Annotated in this window: 9 protein-coding genes and 3 rRNA genes; 9 read left to right on the top strand and 3 right to left on the bottom strand. The window is 63.0% G+C overall.

Going from position 1 to position 16,063, the window contains the following annotated elements; genetic code table 11:
* Nucleotides 1-129: 129 nt before the first annotated feature.
* The gene (locus FIV50_RS11190; RefSeq protein WP_140037494.1) at nt 130-963 is read right to left on the bottom strand and encodes a DUF559 domain-containing protein; all 834 of its coding nucleotides are present in this window, start codon (nt 961-963) and stop codon (nt 130-132) included.
* 193 nt (nt 964-1,156) lie between these two features.
* Nucleotides 1,157-1,744: a DUF1349 domain-containing protein gene (locus tag FIV50_RS11185; protein WP_140037493.1), complete on the bottom strand. Its 588-nt coding sequence runs from the start codon at nt 1,742-1,744 to the stop codon at nt 1,157-1,159.
* Between the two features lie 59 nt (nt 1,745-1,803).
* On the opposite strand from FIV50_RS11185, the gene FIV50_RS11180 reads away from it, so the two are divergent.
* The 4 genes from FIV50_RS11180 (at nt 1,804) to FIV50_RS11165 (ending at nt 5,581) form a co-directional block, all read left to right on the top strand.
* Nucleotides 1,804-2,448, top strand: a complete 645-nt coding sequence (locus tag FIV50_RS11180) for a SatD family protein (protein ID WP_140037492.1) — start codon at nt 1,804-1,806, stop codon at nt 2,446-2,448.
* Entirely contained in the window at nt 2,445-3,335 is an 891-nt protein-coding gene (locus tag FIV50_RS11175; RefSeq protein WP_140037491.1) for a hypothetical protein, read from the top strand. The genes FIV50_RS11180 and FIV50_RS11175 overlap by 4 nt, the downstream gene beginning before the upstream one ends.
* A 53-nt stretch (nt 3,336-3,388) precedes the next feature.
* Nucleotides 3,389-4,690, top strand: coding sequence for a tyrosine--tRNA ligase (gene tyrS / locus FIV50_RS11170; protein WP_140037490.1), 1,302 nt, complete (start codon nt 3,389-3,391; stop codon nt 4,688-4,690).
* A 93-nt stretch (nt 4,691-4,783) separates the two neighbouring features.
* Entirely contained in the window at nt 4,784-5,581 is a 798-nt protein-coding gene (locus FIV50_RS11165; RefSeq protein WP_140037489.1) for a DUF4184 family protein, read from the top strand.
* Here FIV50_RS11165 and FIV50_RS11160 read toward each other — a convergent pair.
* Complete coding sequence (locus FIV50_RS11160; RefSeq protein ID WP_258184224.1) at nt 5,566-6,894, bottom strand: CoA transferase; 1,329 nt, start codon at nt 6,892-6,894, stop codon at nt 5,566-5,568. The genes FIV50_RS11165 and FIV50_RS11160 overlap by 16 nt on opposite strands.
* Before the next feature lie 594 nt (nt 6,895-7,488).
* Between FIV50_RS11160 and FIV50_RS11155 the strand changes: the two genes are divergently transcribed.
* The 5 genes from FIV50_RS11155 (at nt 7,489) to FIV50_RS11135 (ending at nt 16,052) form a co-directional block, all read left to right on the top strand.
* Nucleotides 7,489-9,013, top strand: a 16S ribosomal RNA gene (locus FIV50_RS11155).
* A gap of 407 nt (nt 9,014-9,420) precedes the next feature.
* Nucleotides 9,421-12,524 (top strand): 23S ribosomal RNA (locus tag FIV50_RS11150).
* Between the two features lie 106 nt (nt 12,525-12,630).
* Nucleotides 12,631-12,747: ribosomal RNA gene (gene rrf, locus FIV50_RS11145) — 5S ribosomal RNA — on the top strand.
* The 16S, 23S and 5S rRNA genes sit together here, the layout of an rRNA operon.
* A gap of 528 nt (nt 12,748-13,275) precedes the next feature.
* Complete coding sequence (locus tag FIV50_RS17895) at nt 13,276-15,015, top strand: primosomal protein (protein WP_258184223.1); 1,740 nt, start codon at nt 13,276-13,278, stop codon at nt 15,013-15,015.
* Nucleotides 15,015-16,052, top strand: coding sequence for an HAD-IIA family hydrolase (locus FIV50_RS11135; RefSeq protein WP_140037488.1), 1,038 nt, complete (start codon nt 15,015-15,017; stop codon nt 16,050-16,052). The genes FIV50_RS17895 and FIV50_RS11135 overlap by 1 nt, the downstream gene beginning before the upstream one ends.
* Nucleotides 16,053-16,063: the final 11 nt, after the last annotated feature.

Below are 16,063 nucleotides of genomic sequence, written 5' to 3'. Positions count from 1 at the left end.
GGCACGATTCACGGACGAACGGACGCATCGCGGAGATTCTGAGCAAGTTTCTCCGTGATCCGTCCGTAGGTCCGTGATCCGTCCGATCCTGTCCGTCGTCCGATCCTGTCCGTCGTCCGTGATCCGTCGTCATGGCGGCACCTCGAGGCGATCCAGAGCGCCGAGGATCGCGGCTTGCACCGTCGCCCAGTCATGGACGATCCGGGCATAGTCGAACCGCAGCGTCTCGTAGCCGAGGCGTGACGCGGCAGCATCCCGCACGAGGTCCCTGTGTCGGAGTTCGCCCCCGTGGTTGCCTTTGCCGTCCGCCTCGATGATCAGCCGTCCGGCGATGACGAAGTCGGCTCTTCCGATGCCGTGGATCGTGATCTGGCAGTCGAGTCGGATGCCGAGTAGATGCAGCCGCAGCCGCAACGGCGATTCCAGGCCGCTTTCGGCATCCGGTTGCGCGAGATCGACGAGCCAACGAACCCGATTCGGCAGCGCGGCTCTCACCCTCATTCGGCTCCGCGTCGAGAGCATGCCGAGATTCCAGGCGGACTCGAATGCGGCGAAGAAGGCCTCGGCGCCAGCGCACTTGTACAGGTGCACCAGTGCGATCTCGATGCTCGCCTCACCGAGGGGAGGGTCGCCGGAGTAGTAATGGGAGGTGCAAGTGCAACCACGGTGCGAGAGCGCATGCTGCCCCGGGGCGAGCCACACGTGAAGTCCGTCGGCGGGAGGGAGAACCCAGACTCCGTGTGCTCTGAGGACGCTCGCGCAGGTCAGAGCGCCTCCGTGCGCGATCGCCTCCCGAAGCGGTGGAGCCACCGGAGGGACGTCGAAGACGCCGGGACACAGCCTGACGATCGCACCGGCCTTCACTCGATTCGCGAGCGATTGGCGACTGATCCCGAACTGCTGAAGTCGGGTGCCCCGGGCGATGCCGCCGAGGCTCGAGATGGTGTCTTTCGGAGGGAGCATCCGACCACCGTGCCGCAGCGCCGGACCGTGCGTCGAGCGTGACGCGGGGAATGTGGATGAACGCAACCAGTCTCTGATTGTGGATGAGGCGGCGCGGCCGACGATCAGCGGAGGGGCGGACGAATCACGGAAGATCTTCGACAGATCCTCCGTGATTCGTCAGGTCCTCCGTCAACCGTCAAGTGAAGCCGACTCAGTGCAGTGCGGTGTCGGCGGCCGAACGCGTCCAGCGGGTGAAGCGAACGACGAGTCCGGAGCGAGTGGGCCCGGCGAGGAACGGACCGGCGGATGCTGCGGCCTCACCGTCGAACGGCGCCACCCGCACCAGGCGCCATTCGCCGTCGTCGGCACGTGCGCGCACGATCACGGCATCCGGCCAGCGGCTCACACGAACCGTGATCTCGCTGCCGTGCCAGTCGTCGACGTAGCCGACCGACCAGTCCGAGCGGATGTCGGTGACGACGGCGCCGAGACCGAGATGGTCGTCGGCGTACTCGACGCCCGCCTTGATCCAGTGCTCGTCGTCGATGCGCACGAAGACTCCGGCCTGGTCGAACTGTCCGTCCCAGGGGGCACGGAACGACACATCCATCGCCTCGCCCACGGCCAGGGGAGCGAGCAGCGCATGCTCGGTGTCGTGCACGAACCCATAGGCGGTGTGCCGCCAGGCGTCACTGCCTTCCACAGCTGTCACGTCGAGATGGTCGTCGCCTGGGGCGAGGTGGGCGGGAGCGTGGGTCCAGGATCCGTCGGACCAGGGGATGATGTCTGATTCAGGCATGTTCTCAGACTATAACCAAATAGGGCATAAATGAAAGTTATTCGTGATATGGTTATCACATGGTCATCGCCGTACTCGCCGACATCGTGGGCTCTCGCAAGCTCGACGATCGTTCGGCGGCGCAGCGCATCCTCGACGACACCATCGCTCGTGTCGAGAAGCATCTGCCCCTCGCGCACCACGCGCTGACGCCCACGGTAGGGGATGAGCAGCAGGGCGTCTACCTCGAACTCGAGGACGCTCTGGTGTCGCTGCTGATGATCCAGCTCGCACTTCCCGACGGCATCGCCTTCCGCTTCGGGATCGGTATCGGAGACGTGCGCTCTGTCGACTCCGTGCACGGCGCACTCGCCGACGGGCCGGGGTGGTACGCGGCGCGTGCCGCGATCGAGACCGTGCATGCGCGGGAGAGTCGCACCGTGCCGCGCACGCGCACGTGGATTGTCGGAGCCCCGGGGCAGGATGAGGTCATGGACAGCACCATCGCCGCGTCGAACGCCTACCTCCTCGTCCGTGACGAGCTGGTCGGGGCGATGAACGAGCGTGAACGTCGGCTGACCTACGGTCGCCTGGTCGGCAGATCGCAGCACGACCTCGCCGCCGAAGAGGGCATCTCGCAGCCCAGCGTCTCGAAGTCGCTGCGCAGTGCCGGCAGCGCCGCCCTCATCGAAGGAGTGGTCGCATTGAGAGGGTCGAGCGCATGATCCTCGCCGGATTCATCCTGCTGGCCGTGGGCTCGGCCGACCTCGTCCGCCAGTTCGCCCCGCGTCGATGGGTCGGCTACCTGACAGTGGCAGTGATCCTCCTTCTGCTCGGCAGTGTGAGCGACGCGCTGCTGCCGATGATGCTCGGGCTCGTGGTGGGCGCGCTCTGGGTGTGGTGCATGCCGGCAGAGAGGCCCGCGCCACTCGGTTTCTGGCCCGCCGTGCTGCTCGGTGTGCTGAGCATCGGATCCGTCGTATGGCTGGGCGCCCGCGCGGATGCCGGTCTGATCGGTTCTGTGTGGAGCGTGCGCTCCCCGTTCGGAGAGGTCCCCTTCGATCTGGTGATCCTCACCGTGGGCACGGGGGTGTTCCTCTTGGAGTCCGCGAATCTCGTGGTCCGGGCCGCGCTCGACGGCGAGCACACATGGCGTCCTGCTGAGTTGCGGCGAGCCGCGGTGCTCGACACCGCAGACGCGCAGCCTGCCGATTCCGACGCCGCTGCCGCGCATCCGGTGGTCGCCGGCGCTCAGGGAGAGGACGGCGTGATCGGACTGGTCGGCGTGGGCGGGTCCGACACGACGGCCGGAGTGCAGGCCGAGGAGGCGGGCGACGCCGATGCCGTGCAGGCACGCGATCCCCGGGCAGGCTTCAAAGGCGGTCGACTGATCGGTCCGCTCGAACGCATACTCGTGATGCTCCTCACCCTGGCCGCCGCGTACCCGATTCTCGCCGCGATGCTGGCTGCCAAGGGAATCGTCCGCTTCCCCGAGATCTCGCGCGACGGCGAGACCGGGGCCCGCGCAGAGTACTTCCTCGTCGGCAGCCTCGTGAGCTGGGTCATCGGGTTGGGCGCGGCCTTCCTCGTGTGGTGGGCGGCGCACAGCTGATCGGCTGCGGTCAGGGCGTTTCGCGTGCCCTGACCGCTGATAGCCTGGGGCGCGTGTCGAATTCCGCTCTGACGACAGCCCCGCCGGCGATCGACCCCACGTTCGAGAACGTGTGGGACGAACTGCTGTGGCGCGGCCTCGTCCACGTGTCCACTGACCAGGAGGCGCTGCGCGCCCTTCTCGCCGGGGACCCGATCACGTATTACTGCGGCTTCGACCCGACAGCTGCCAGCCTGCACCTCGGAAACCTGGTGCAGCTGCTGACGCTGCGTCGCATCCAGCTCGCCGGTCACAAGCCCCTCGGTCTCGTCGGCGGCTCCACCGGTCTGATCGGTGATCCTCGGCCCACCGCCGAGCGCACGCTCAACACCCGCGAGACGGTCGAGGAGTGGGTGGGTCGTCTGCGGACGCAGGTCGAGCGCTACCTGAGCTTCGAGGGTGACAACGCCGCGCGCATCGTCAACAACCTCGACTGGACGGCGCCGCTGTCGGCGATCGACTTCCTGCGCGAGATCGGCAAGTACTACCGCGTCGGCACGATGCTGAAGAAGGATGCTGTCGCCGCGCGTCTGAACTCGGATGAGGGCATCAGCTACACCGAGTTCAGCTACCAGATCCTGCAGGGGATGGACTTCCTCGAGCTCTACCGGCAGTACGACTGCGTTCTGCAGACGGGCGGCTCCGATCAGTGGGGCAACCTGACCAGCGGCACCGACCTCATCCGTCGCGCCGAGGGGGTGTCCGCGCACGCGATCGGCACACCGCTGATCACCAACAGCGACGGAACGAAGTTCGGCAAGAGCGAGGGCAATGCGATCTGGCTCGATGCCGAGATGTGCAGTCCCTACCGGATGTACCAGTTCTGGCTCAGCACGGCGGACGCCGACGTGATCGAGCGGCTCAAGGTGTTCACGTTCCTGACGCGCGCCGAGATCGAGGAGTACGAGGCTCTCGTCGACTCAGAGCCGTTCCGGCGTGCTGCCCAGAAGCGTCTGGCGCTCGAGGTCGTGGCGACCGTGCATGGGATCGATGCGACGGCGGCCGTGATCGCGGCATCCGAAGCGCTGTTCGGTCAAGGCGACCTGACCGCTCTCGACGCGTCGACGCTGCGCACCGCCTTGGAAGAGCTCCCGCACGCGACAGTCGACGCCGGTTCACCGGTCGTCGATGCGCTCGTCGCCACGGGGCTGGTCTCCAGCCTGTCCGAAGCACGCCGCGCCATCAGCCAAGGCGGGGTGTCGCTCGACGGCGCACGCGTCGAGGACGACTCGGCCATCGTGCAGGGCAGTCTGCCGGGCGGGGTCTCCGTGCTCCGTCGCGGCAAGAAGACGCTCGCAGGTGTCTTTCTCGCCTGAAGATCCGTCTCTGATCGTGTGACGGCGGCCGCCCGAGCAACCCTCGGGTGACCGCCGTCGCGCGTCTCACTGCCCAGCTCGTCAGGAGAGCCGATGCCGTTCACGCCGAGTCACGCGCTGGTCGCCCTGCCCTTCATCCGCACCCCGCTCGTGCCGGCCGCGATCGCGATCGGCGCCATGACGCCGGACCTTCCCCTGTTCCTCCGGGGAATCGGCCTCCCGTACTCGTTCACCCACACGTTCGGGAACGTGCTCTGGACGGCGCTGGTCGCGTTCGTGCTGTTCCTGCTCTGGCGCGTGGTGCTGCGCCCGGCGGTCGGAGAACTCTCACCGCTCTGGCTGGCTCGGCGACTGCCCGCCGACTGGTCTGAGTCCGGCATCGGGGCCGCGCGAGCGGCCGTCGGCGTGGGCGCAGAGAATCGGCTGTATCCGCTCATGCTCGCGGCGTCGCTGGTGCTGGGCGTCCTCACGCACATCGTCTGGGATCTCTTCACGCACGAGGGGCGATGGGGAGTGGATGTGCTTCCCGCACTCGAAGACATGTGGGGACCGCTCACCGGCTACAAGTGGCTGCAGCACGGCTCGAGCGTGATCGGGCTGGTCATCATCGGCATCTGGGCCATCCGCCGGCTGCACCGCGCCGATCCGCGCGAAGACGTCGAGCGCTCGGTGCCAGGAGCCGTCCGACTCGCGTGGTGGCTGTCGCTTCCCGCAGTGCTGGTCACTGCGTGGATCCTGGGATACGCGGCATACGGACCCTTCACCGAAGGGTTCACGTATCAGCATCTGGCCTACCGGATGCTGCCTCCGGCGTGCGCGCTGTGGGGAGTCCTCACACTCGTGCTCTGCCTCTCGCTGCCGCTGTTTCGCCGTCTTCACCAGCGCGGCTGATCGGATCCCCAGCGATGGGGAGCGGCGAACTCGAGGCCGGGGAGCACCGACGCGGCGGTGGTCACCGTCTGGCCCGCGACCTCGAACGCGGAGGTATGGGCGGTGAGGTCCAGCTCCTGCCCTGCTTCCGGCCGGGAGGATCGCGGCATTCCGAGGAGCTCGGCCGCGACCCGACGCAGTGAGGTTCGCACCACCCAGCCGCCTCCCTCTCGCCGACGTCGTCCGAGAAGCGAGACGACCGCGGCCGCAAGAAGATACCCTGCGCTGTGGTCGAGGGCCTGTGCAGGCAGCGCCCCGGGGCCATCACCGTCGCGGGTCTCGATCATGGCTACCCCGGACTCGGCCTGCACCAGGCTGTCGAAGCCGGCACGGGACGGCTCGTCGATGCCCCACGCGCTGAGCTGGGAGACCACCAGACCGGGATGGCGTTCGAGCAGTGCGGATGCCGAGAGGCCGAGGCGATCGAGGGATTCCGGCCGATACCCCAGCACGACGACGTCAGCTGCTGCGAGCAGTTCCTCGAACCGATCGGTTCGAGCGTCGAGCAGCGCAGTCCTTTTGCCGTGGCCGGTGTCGAGGTGCTGCCACTCGGGTTCGAGCAGATGCGGCGGATCGATGCGAATCACGTCGGCGCCCAGAAGAGCGAGGGTGCGAGAGCACACGGGACCGGCGATCACTCGGGTGAGGTCGAGCACCCGTACACCGGCGAGTGGCGCGCCATCGTCTCGATCGCCGGCCCCCTGTCGTCCGCCACGAAGTGGGGAATGGATCCGCTCGACATGCAGCAGGGGAGTGGCGCGCAGCTTCGCATCGTGTTCCGGGTTCTCGTCCAGAACGCGCACAGCCAGCCCGCGCTCGGCCGTGATGCGATCGACCGCGTCCGCAGCTCTCAGCGGCAGGATGGCCGCCCGCACATCCTCGGCGTCGGCGTCATCGGCCAGAAACAGTCCGGCGCGCAGGCGCGTCGCGTGGTGCGGATAATTGCCGTGAGTGCGGATCCACCCGTCGGATGCGCGGAAGAACCCCGAGTACGGCGACCAGACATAGGGGGAGAGGCCACCGATGGTGAGAGCCCGATCACTCCGGTAGGCGACGGCTATGCGGTCGGGGTCGGGAAGGCTACCGATGCCCGCCGCCAGGCCGACGGCGCGGACGCTCGCCCATGCCAGCTCACCCGTAGCGAGGCGCGACGGAAGAGGCACTGCCTTAGGCGGCGGGGTGCCGACATCGGCGGACTTCGCCACGAAGCCGAGCTCTGTCCTCACTCGGAACAGCAGAGCGGCAGCGGCGGCGTGATTCGTGGGCTCGTTCACGCTGCGATCGTACTCGTGGCGGCGATCTGAGACGAATACCTGCGCTGGACTGGGAAAAGATCCCTCGACGGTTGCAGCGACACGCCCGGCGGACAGCCTGGATTTGCCGGAACCCCGGAACCCACGTAACTTATTACTTGTTCGCCCCACAGGGAAGCGGAGAGGCCAGGCGCCTTACCCCCCTCAAGCGGAGAACCACCTCCCGATCCCCTCACTTGTGAGAACAGACGCCTGCGTCTAGGATGGGAGATCCACCCCATCTGCGGCTGTCACAGGCTGCGCACCGGATCCAAGATCCGCACGGCGCGCTGATTTGACAAGCGGGACGGGATGGCTAAGATAGAGAAGTTGCCCTTCGGGCCTGGTTGTGATGACTGGGTCGTGGGAGCATCCGATCCTTGAGAACTCAACAGCGTGCACTTGTCAAATGCCAAATTATCCTCGTCTAGCTTCGGCTGGGTGAGAATTCCTTTGGATCAAAGACCAACCTCCTTGTGGGGTTGGCATTCGGATGAAGTCAGCAATGAATTTGTCTCTTTGGTCAGCATCAAACTCGCTGCGTCACCGTTTTCCCGGTGTCGTATGCATTTCTTTTTTACGGAGAGTTTGATCCTGGCTCAGGATGAACGCTGGCGGCGTGCTTAACACATGCAAGTCGAACGGTGAACACGGAGCTTGCTCTGTGGGATCAGTGGCGAACGGGTGAGTAACACGTGAGCAACCTGCCCCTGACTCTGGGATAAGCGCTGGAAACGGCGTCTAATACTGGATACGAGTAGCGACCGCATGGTCAGTTACTGGAAAGATTTATTGGTTGGGGATGGGCTCGCGGCCTATCAGCTTGTTGGTGAGGTAATGGCTCACCAAGGCGTCGACGGGTAGCCGGCCTGAGAGGGTGACCGGCCACACTGGGACTGAGACACGGCCCAGACTCCTACGGGAGGCAGCAGTGGGGAATATTGCACAATGGGCGCAAGCCTGATGCAGCAACGCCGCGTGAGGGATGACGGCCTTCGGGTTGTAAACCTCTTTTAGCAGGGAAGAAGCGAAAGTGACGGTACCTGCAGAAAAAGCGCCGGCTAACTACGTGCCAGCAGCCGCGGTAATACGTAGGGCGCAAGCGTTATCCGGAATTATTGGGCGTAAAGAGCTCGTAGGCGGTTTGTCGCGTCTGCTGTGAAATCCGGAGGCTCAACCTCCGGCCTGCAGTGGGTACGGGCAGACTAGAGTGCGGTAGGGGAGATTGGAATTCCTGGTGTAGCGGTGGAATGCGCAGATATCAGGAGGAACACCGATGGCGAAGGCAGATCTCTGGGCCGTAACTGACGCTGAGGAGCGAAAGGGTGGGGAGCAAACAGGCTTAGATACCCTGGTAGTCCACCCCGTAAACGTTGGGAACTAGTTGTGGGGTCCATTCCACGGATTCCGTGACGCAGCTAACGCATTAAGTTCCCCGCCTGGGGAGTACGGCCGCAAGGCTAAAACTCAAAGGAATTGACGGGGACCCGCACAAGCGGCGGAGCATGCGGATTAATTCGATGCAACGCGAAGAACCTTACCAAGGCTTGACATATACGAGAACGGGCCAGAAATGGTCAACTCTTTGGACACTCGTAAACAGGTGGTGCATGGTTGTCGTCAGCTCGTGTCGTGAGATGTTGGGTTAAGTCCCGCAACGAGCGCAACCCTCGTTCTATGTTGCCAGCACGTAATGGTGGGAACTCATGGGATACTGCCGGGGTCAACTCGGAGGAAGGTGGGGATGACGTCAAATCATCATGCCCCTTATGTCTTGGGCTTCACGCATGCTACAATGGCCGGTACAAAGGGCTGCAATACCGCGAGGTGGAGCGAATCCCAAAAAGCCGGTCCCAGTTCGGATTGAGGTCTGCAACTCGACCTCATGAAGTCGGAGTCGCTAGTAATCGCAGATCAGCAACGCTGCGGTGAATACGTTCCCGGGTCTTGTACACACCGCCCGTCAAGTCATGAAAGTCGGTAACACCTGAAGCCGGTGGCCTAACCCTTGTGGAGGGAGCCGTCGAAGGTGGGATCGGTAATTAGGACTAAGTCGTAACAAGGTAGCCGTACCGGAAGGTGCGGCTGGATCACCTCCTTTCTAAGGAGCATCTGACTCTTCGGAGTCCAGAACCCAGATCGAGGACGTTCGTTTCTCGCTGGGAGCTCATGGGTGGAACATTTGACATGGTGCGAAGGAAGAAGCTCTCGCTTAGTACACCGCTTGCGGTGGGAACGGGGAGGGTTTCGGGTGTCGTGCCTGCACGCTGTTGGGTCCTGAGGGACCGGATGCGATCTTCGGATCGTTTCTGTACCTCTGGGCCTCTTGTTGTTTCCCTTGTGGGGGAGGCGAGAAGGGGTACCGCCCGTACTTTGAGAACTACACAGTGGACGCGAGCATCTTGCAGCCGGCTTCGGTCGGTTGCACAAGATGATCTTAAAGATCATTAGTCAATTTCAAGCCAGGCCTTGTGTCTGGTGTCGATTCTGATTCAAACTCATGTGATTTATCAAGTCTTTAAGAGCAAACGGTGAATGCCTTGGCATCTGGAGCCGAAGAAGGACGTAGCAATCTGCGATAAGCCTCGGGGAACTGATAAGCAAGTTTTGATCCGAGGGTGTCCGAATGGGGAAACCCCGCTGGGCGGCGTGCCGACCTAGTGACTCCCGCCTGAATATATAGGGCGGGTAGAGGGAACGTGGGGAAGTGAAACATCTCAGTACCCACAGGAAGAGAAAGCAACCGCGATTCCGTTAGTAGTGGCGAGCGAAACCGGAACAGGCTAAACCTAGCGTGTGTGATAGCCGGCAGGCGTTGCACGTTGGGGGTTGTGGGACTTTTCAGTCATCTCTGCCGAGATGGCGGCGTTACAAGATGGTATAGACGAACGGTCTTGAAAGGCCGGTCATAGAGGGTGACAACCCCGTAGTCGAAATGCCTCCCTTGGCGCGAAGAGTATCCCAAGTAGCACGGGGCCCGTGAAATCCCGTGTGAATCTGTCAGGACCACCTGATAAGCCTAAATACTCCCAGATGACCGATAGCGGACAAGTACCGTGAGGGAAAGGTGAAAAGTACCCCGGGAGGGGAGTGAAATAGTACCTGAAACCGTTTGCTTACAAACCGTTGGAGCAGCCTTAGTAGCTGTGACAGCGTGCCTTTTGAAGAATGAGCCTGCGAGTTAGCGATATGTGGCGAGGTTAACCCGTTGAGGGGTAGCCGTAGCGAAAGCGAGTCTGAATAGGGCGATTCAGTCGCATGTCCTAGACCCGAAGCGAAGTGATCTATCCATGGCCAGGTTGAAGCGACGGTAAGACGTCGTGGAGGACCGAACCCACTTAGGTTGAAAACTGAGGGGATGAGCTGTGGATAGGGGTGAAAGGCCAATCAAACTTCGTGATAGCTGGTTCTCTCCGAAATGCATTTAGGTGCAGCGTTGCGTGTTTCTTGCCGGAGGTAGAGCTACTGGATGGCCGATGGGCCCTACAAGGTTACTGACGTCAGCCAAACTCCGAATGCCGGTAAGTGAGAGCGCAGCAGTGAGACTGTGGGGGATAAGCTTCATAGTCGAGAGGGAAACAACCCAGACCACCAACTAAGGTCCCAAAGCGCGTGCTAAGTGGGAAAGGATGTGGAGTTGCCTTGACAACCAGGAGGTTGGCTTAGAAGCAGCCACCCTTGAAAGAGTGCGTAATAGCTCACTGGTCAAGTGATTCCGCGCCGACAATGTAACGGGGCTCAAGCACGCCACCGAAGTTGTGGCATTGACATTATTGGTAGGCCTTCGTGGTCCAGCCGTGTTGATGGGTAGGAGAGCGTCGTGTGGCCAGCGAAGCGGCGGTGTAAACCAGCCGTGGAGGCTACACGAGTGAGAATGCAGGCATGAGTAGCGAAAGACGTGTGAGAAACACGTCCTCCGAAAGACCAAGGGTTCCAGGGTCAAGCTAATCTTCCCTGGGTAAGTCGGGACCTAAGGCGAGGCCGACAGGCGTAGTCGATGGACAACGGGTTGATATTCCCGTACCGGCGAAGAACCGCCCAAACTAATCCAGTAGTGCTAAGTGTCTGAATCCCAGTGACTGATCCCTTCGGGGTGACGCGTTGGGCCTAGCGCACGACCCCATTCTGGTGCGGTTAGCGTATTAACAGGTGTGACGCAGGAAGGTAGTCCAGCCGGGCGATGGTTGTCCCGGTGCAAGTGCGTAGGCCGAGAGATAGGCAAATCCGTCTCTCACAGAGGCTGAGACACGATGCGGATAGAAAGTGGATGATCCTATGCTGCCAAGAAAAGCATCGACGCGAGGTTCAAGCCGCCCGTACCCCAAACCGACTCAGGTGGTCAGGTAGAGAATACCAAGGAGATCGAGAGAATCGTGGTTAAGGAACTCGGCAAAATGCCCCCGTAACTTCGGGAGAAGGGGGGCCTTCGACGTATTAGGACTTGCTCCGAAAGCGTTTGGAGGCCGCAGAGACTAGTGGGTAGCGACTGTTTACTAAAAACACAGGTCCGTGCCAAGTCGCAAGACGATGTATACGGACTGACGCCTGCCCGGTGCTGGAAGGTTAAGAGGACCGGTTAGCCGCAAGGCGAAGCTGAGAATTTAAGCCCCAGTAAACGGCGGTGGTAACTATAACCATCCTAAGGTAGCGAAATTCCTTGTCGGGTAAGTTCCGACCTGCACGAATGGCGTAACGACTTCCCAACTGTCTCAACCGCGAACTCGGCGAAATTGCATTACGAGTAAAGATGCTCGTTACGCGCAGCAGGACGGAAAGACCCCGTGACCTTTACTATAGCTTTGTATTGGTGTTCGGTGTGGCTTGTGTAGGATAGGTGGGAGACTGTGAAGCATGGACGCCAGTTCATGTGGAGTCATTGTTGAAATACCACTCTGGTCACTCTGGATATCTAACTTCGAACCGTAATCCGGTTCAGGGACAGTGCATGGTGGGTAGTTTAACTGGGGCGGTTGCCTCCCAAAAAGTAACGGAGGCGCCCAAAGGTTCCCTCAACCTGGTTGGCAATCAGGTGTCGAGTGTAAGTGCACAAGGGAGCTTGACTGTGAGACTGACAGGTCGAGCAGGGACGAAAGTCGGGACTAGTGATCCGGCAGTGGCTTGTGGAAGCGCTGTCGCTCAACGGATAAAAGGTACCTCGGGGATAACAGGCTGATCTTGCCCAAGAGTCCATATCGACGGCATGGTTTGGCACCTCGATGTCGGCTCGTCGCATCCTGGGGCTGGAGTAGGTCCCAAGGGTTGGGCTGTTCGCCCATTAAAGCGGTACGCGAGCTGGGTTTAGAACGTCGTGAGACAGTTCGGTCCCTATCCGCTGCGCGCGTAGGAAATTTGAGAGGATCTGACCCTAGTACGAGAGGACCGGGTTGGACGAACCTCTGGTGTGTCAGTTGTTCCGCCAGGAGCACCGCTGATTAGCTACGTTCGGGATGGATAACCGCTGAAAGCATCTAAGCGGGAAGCCGGCCTCAAGATGAGATTTCCATACCTTCGGGTGAGAGGCTCCCAGCCAGACTACTGGGTTGATAGGCCAGATGTGGAAGTGCAGTAATGCATGCAGCTGACTGGTACTAATAAGCCGATGACTTGATAACACACCGTTTGTTGGTGCTACGCGTCCACTGAGTGGTTCTCGATGTACGGTCGAGAACCGCATGACAATGACTTTGTTATGTGTTTTGATTGAAACATCTATAGTGTTTCGGCGGCCATAGCGTGAGGGAAACGCCCGGTTACATTCCGAACCCGGAAGCTAAGCCTCACAGCGCCGATGGTACTGCAGGGGGGACCCTGTGGGAGAGTAGGACACCGCCGGACTTCTTTTAAGCAAATGGCCACCCATCGTTGGGTGGCCATTTTGCGTTAACAACAATAACAACTAGAACAGGGAGCATCATGCCGGAAGAGGAAGAGCGCCGTCCGCGTCGCAACGACGACAATGGATCGCGCGGTCACCGACCTTCCGGAGGGCGCTCGGACCAGAACCGAAGCAGCGGTTCGCGTCGCGATGACGCGCCCCGACGCGAGGGCGGCTACAACCGTGATGGTGGCGCCCCTCGTTCTGGTGGCTATAACCGTGATGGTGGTGCTCCTCGTTCGGGTGGGTACAACCGTGATGGTGGTGCACCTCGTTCTGGTGGCTATAACCGTGATGGTGGCGCCCCTCGTTCGGGTGGCTATAACCGTGACGCTGGCGCTCCGCGCCGCGACAACGACGCGCCCCGCTCCGGTGGGTATAGCCGTGATGGTGGCGCACCGCGCTCCGGTGGGTACAACCGTGATGGTGGTGCACCCCGTTCGGGTGGCTACAACCGTGATGGTGGTGCTCCGCGCCGCGACAACGATGTGCCCCGTTCGGGTGGCTATAACCGTGACGGTGGTGCTCCCCGTTCGGGCGGGTACAACCGTGACGGTGGCGCCCCTCGCTCGGGTGGGTACAACCGTGACGCTGGCGCTCCGCGCCGCGACAACGACGCGCCCCGCTCCGGTGGCTACAACCGTGATGGTGGCGCACCGCGCTCCGGTGGGTACAGCCGTGATGGCGGTGCTCCTCGTTCTGGTGGCTACAGCCGTGATGGTGGTGCTCCTCGTTCGGGTGGGTACAACCGTGATGGTGGCGCTCCTCGTTCTGGTGGGTACAACCGTGATGGTGGCGCTCCTCGTTCGGGTGGCTATAACCGTGATGGTGGTGCTCCGCGCCGTGACAACGACGCACCCCGTTCCGGTGGCTACAACCGCGACGGTGGCGCACCTCGCTCGGGTGGGTACAACCGTGATGGTGGTGCTCCGCGCCGCGACAACGACGCACCCCGCTCCGGTGGCTACAACCGTGACGGTGGTGCTCCGCGCCGCGACAACGACGCACCCCGCTCCGGTGGCTACAACCGCGACGGCGGCGCTCCGCGCCGTGAGGGTGGTTACGGTCGCAACGGCGGACAGGACCGCGACTCGTCGCGTTCGTACCCGCAGCGCGGGGGAGCGGGCCGCGAGCGTCCGATTCAGGCAGACGGCGATCGGCCGCGCTTCAACGACCCGCACATCCCGGATGAGGTCACGGCCCGTGACCTGCACACCTCGGCCCGCAACGAACTGAAGACCCTCAGCAAGGAGAACGCGGAGCTGGTCGCGCGTCACCTCGCCATGGCGTCTCAGCTCATCGACGAGGATCCGGCCCGTGCGCACGAGCACGCCCTTGCGGCTTCCCGCCGTGCAGGTCGCATCGCGATCGTCCGCGAGACCCTCGGTATCACTGCATACGCCACTGAGGACTTCGCGCTTGCCCTTCGTGAGTTGCGCACCTACCGTCGCATCTCCGGCAAGGACGACCAGATCGCGCTCATGGTCGACAGCGAGCGTGGCATCGGTCGCCCCGACCGTGCCCTCGAGACCGGTCGCGCCGTGGACCGGGCTGCTCTCCCCACACCCGTGCGCGTCTCTCTGGCGATCGCGATGTCCGGAGCGCGCCTGGATCAGGGGGACCTCGAGCTCGCGCTCGGCGAACTCGAGATTCCTGAGCTCGATCCCGACCGCGCTTTCGAATGGAGCCCTGCGCTGTTCGCTGCTCGTGCAGCCGTGCTCGAGGACCTCGGACGAACCGACGAAGCCGAGTTCTGGGCGCACCGTGCAGAGGTCGCCGCCCAGGCACTCGGTGTCGACGAGGCTGGCGACGAGGAGATCATCATCGAGGACGGCCTCATCGAAGGCGACTTCGACGACGCTGACGCTGACGCTGACGCTGACGCTGACGCTGACGCTGACGCTGACGCTGACGCTGACGCTGACGCTGACGCTGACGCTGACGCTGACGCTGACGCTGACGCTGACGCTGACGCTGACGCTGACGCTGACGCTGACGCTGACGCTGACGCTGACGCTGACGCTGACGCTGACGCTGACGCTGACGCTGAGGGTCACGATGTTGCTGACGTCGAGGATGCCGCCGACGCTGATGACGTCGAGCCTGAGCCGTCCATCGACGACGAGGTCCGTGAGCTCCTCGGCGAAGACGACGCCGACTCCGACGACGAAAGCGCCGACTACGTGGCCGAGGACTCCGCAGCATCCGAGACGTCGAAGGAGGCGTAGTGGGGCTGTTCTCCAAGAAGCCTGCATTGCGCACCCCGCTCGACGGCGTGGACGCCGTGCTCGCGGACCTGGATGGTGTCGTCTACGCGGGTCCTGGCGCGCTGCCGCATGCGGTGGAGAGCCTCAACGCGGCAGCGGCGACTGCTCGGCTCGGGTACATCACGAACAACGCGTCTCGTACGGACGCGTCGGTCGCCGAGCACCTGAGCAGTCTGGGTCTCGACGTCGCGCCCGCTGACGTGATCACCAGCCCGCAGGCTGCGATGCGGCTCCTCGCCGGAATCGTCCCGCCACCCGCCACACTTCTGATCGTGGGTGGAGCGGGACTCGTCGACGAGGCGGAGAAGGCGGGCTACACCGTCACCCGCAGCGCCGAGGATGGGCCGGATGCCGTCGTGCAGGGTTTCGCTCCGGAGGTCGCTTGGACGGATCTCGCCGAAGCCGCCTTCGCGCTGAAGGTTCCCGAGGAGGAGGGTGGCATCCCGTGGATCGCCACCAACACCGACTGGACGATCCCGCGCGAGCGCGGCGTCGCCCCAGGGAACGGGACGCTCGTGTCTGCGGTGCACACCGCGATCGGCCGGCTCGCGACCGTGGCAGGCAAGCCTGAGACTCCGATCTTCGAAGAGGCCACAGAGCGCTTCGGTGCTAAGAAGCCGCTGTTCATCGGCGACCGCCTCGACACGGACATCCTCGGGGCCGTCCGCGCGGGCATCGACTCCGCGCTCGTGCTCACCGGAATCGACCGACCGAAGCACGTGCTCGCAGCTCCCGAGGGGTCTCGTCCGACGTACATCCTCAGTGACCTGCGCGAACTGCACCAGCCGTATCCGGAGGTCACGTCGAAAGACGGTGTCCACTCGGTGAACGGCGCATCCGTGCGGGTCGTCGGCGCCGACGTCGAGATCGTCGCTGAAGGAGACTCGCAGATCGATCTGCTGCGCGCCGGCGCCTCCGCGATCTGGGCCTCCGGTACTCCGGTGTTCGTGCTGCGGGTGCCCGAGCGTCTCTACGACGACCCGTTCCACCGCCCCTGACCGGCGCCCTG

It is taken from the genome of Microbacterium foliorum (assembly GCF_006385575.1).
Classification (GTDB): Bacteria; Actinomycetota; Actinomycetes; order Actinomycetales; family Microbacteriaceae; genus Microbacterium; species Microbacterium foliorum_B.
The sequence above is the reverse complement of the archived record's forward strand: the minus strand, read 5'-3'. Positions and strand labels throughout refer to the sequence as shown.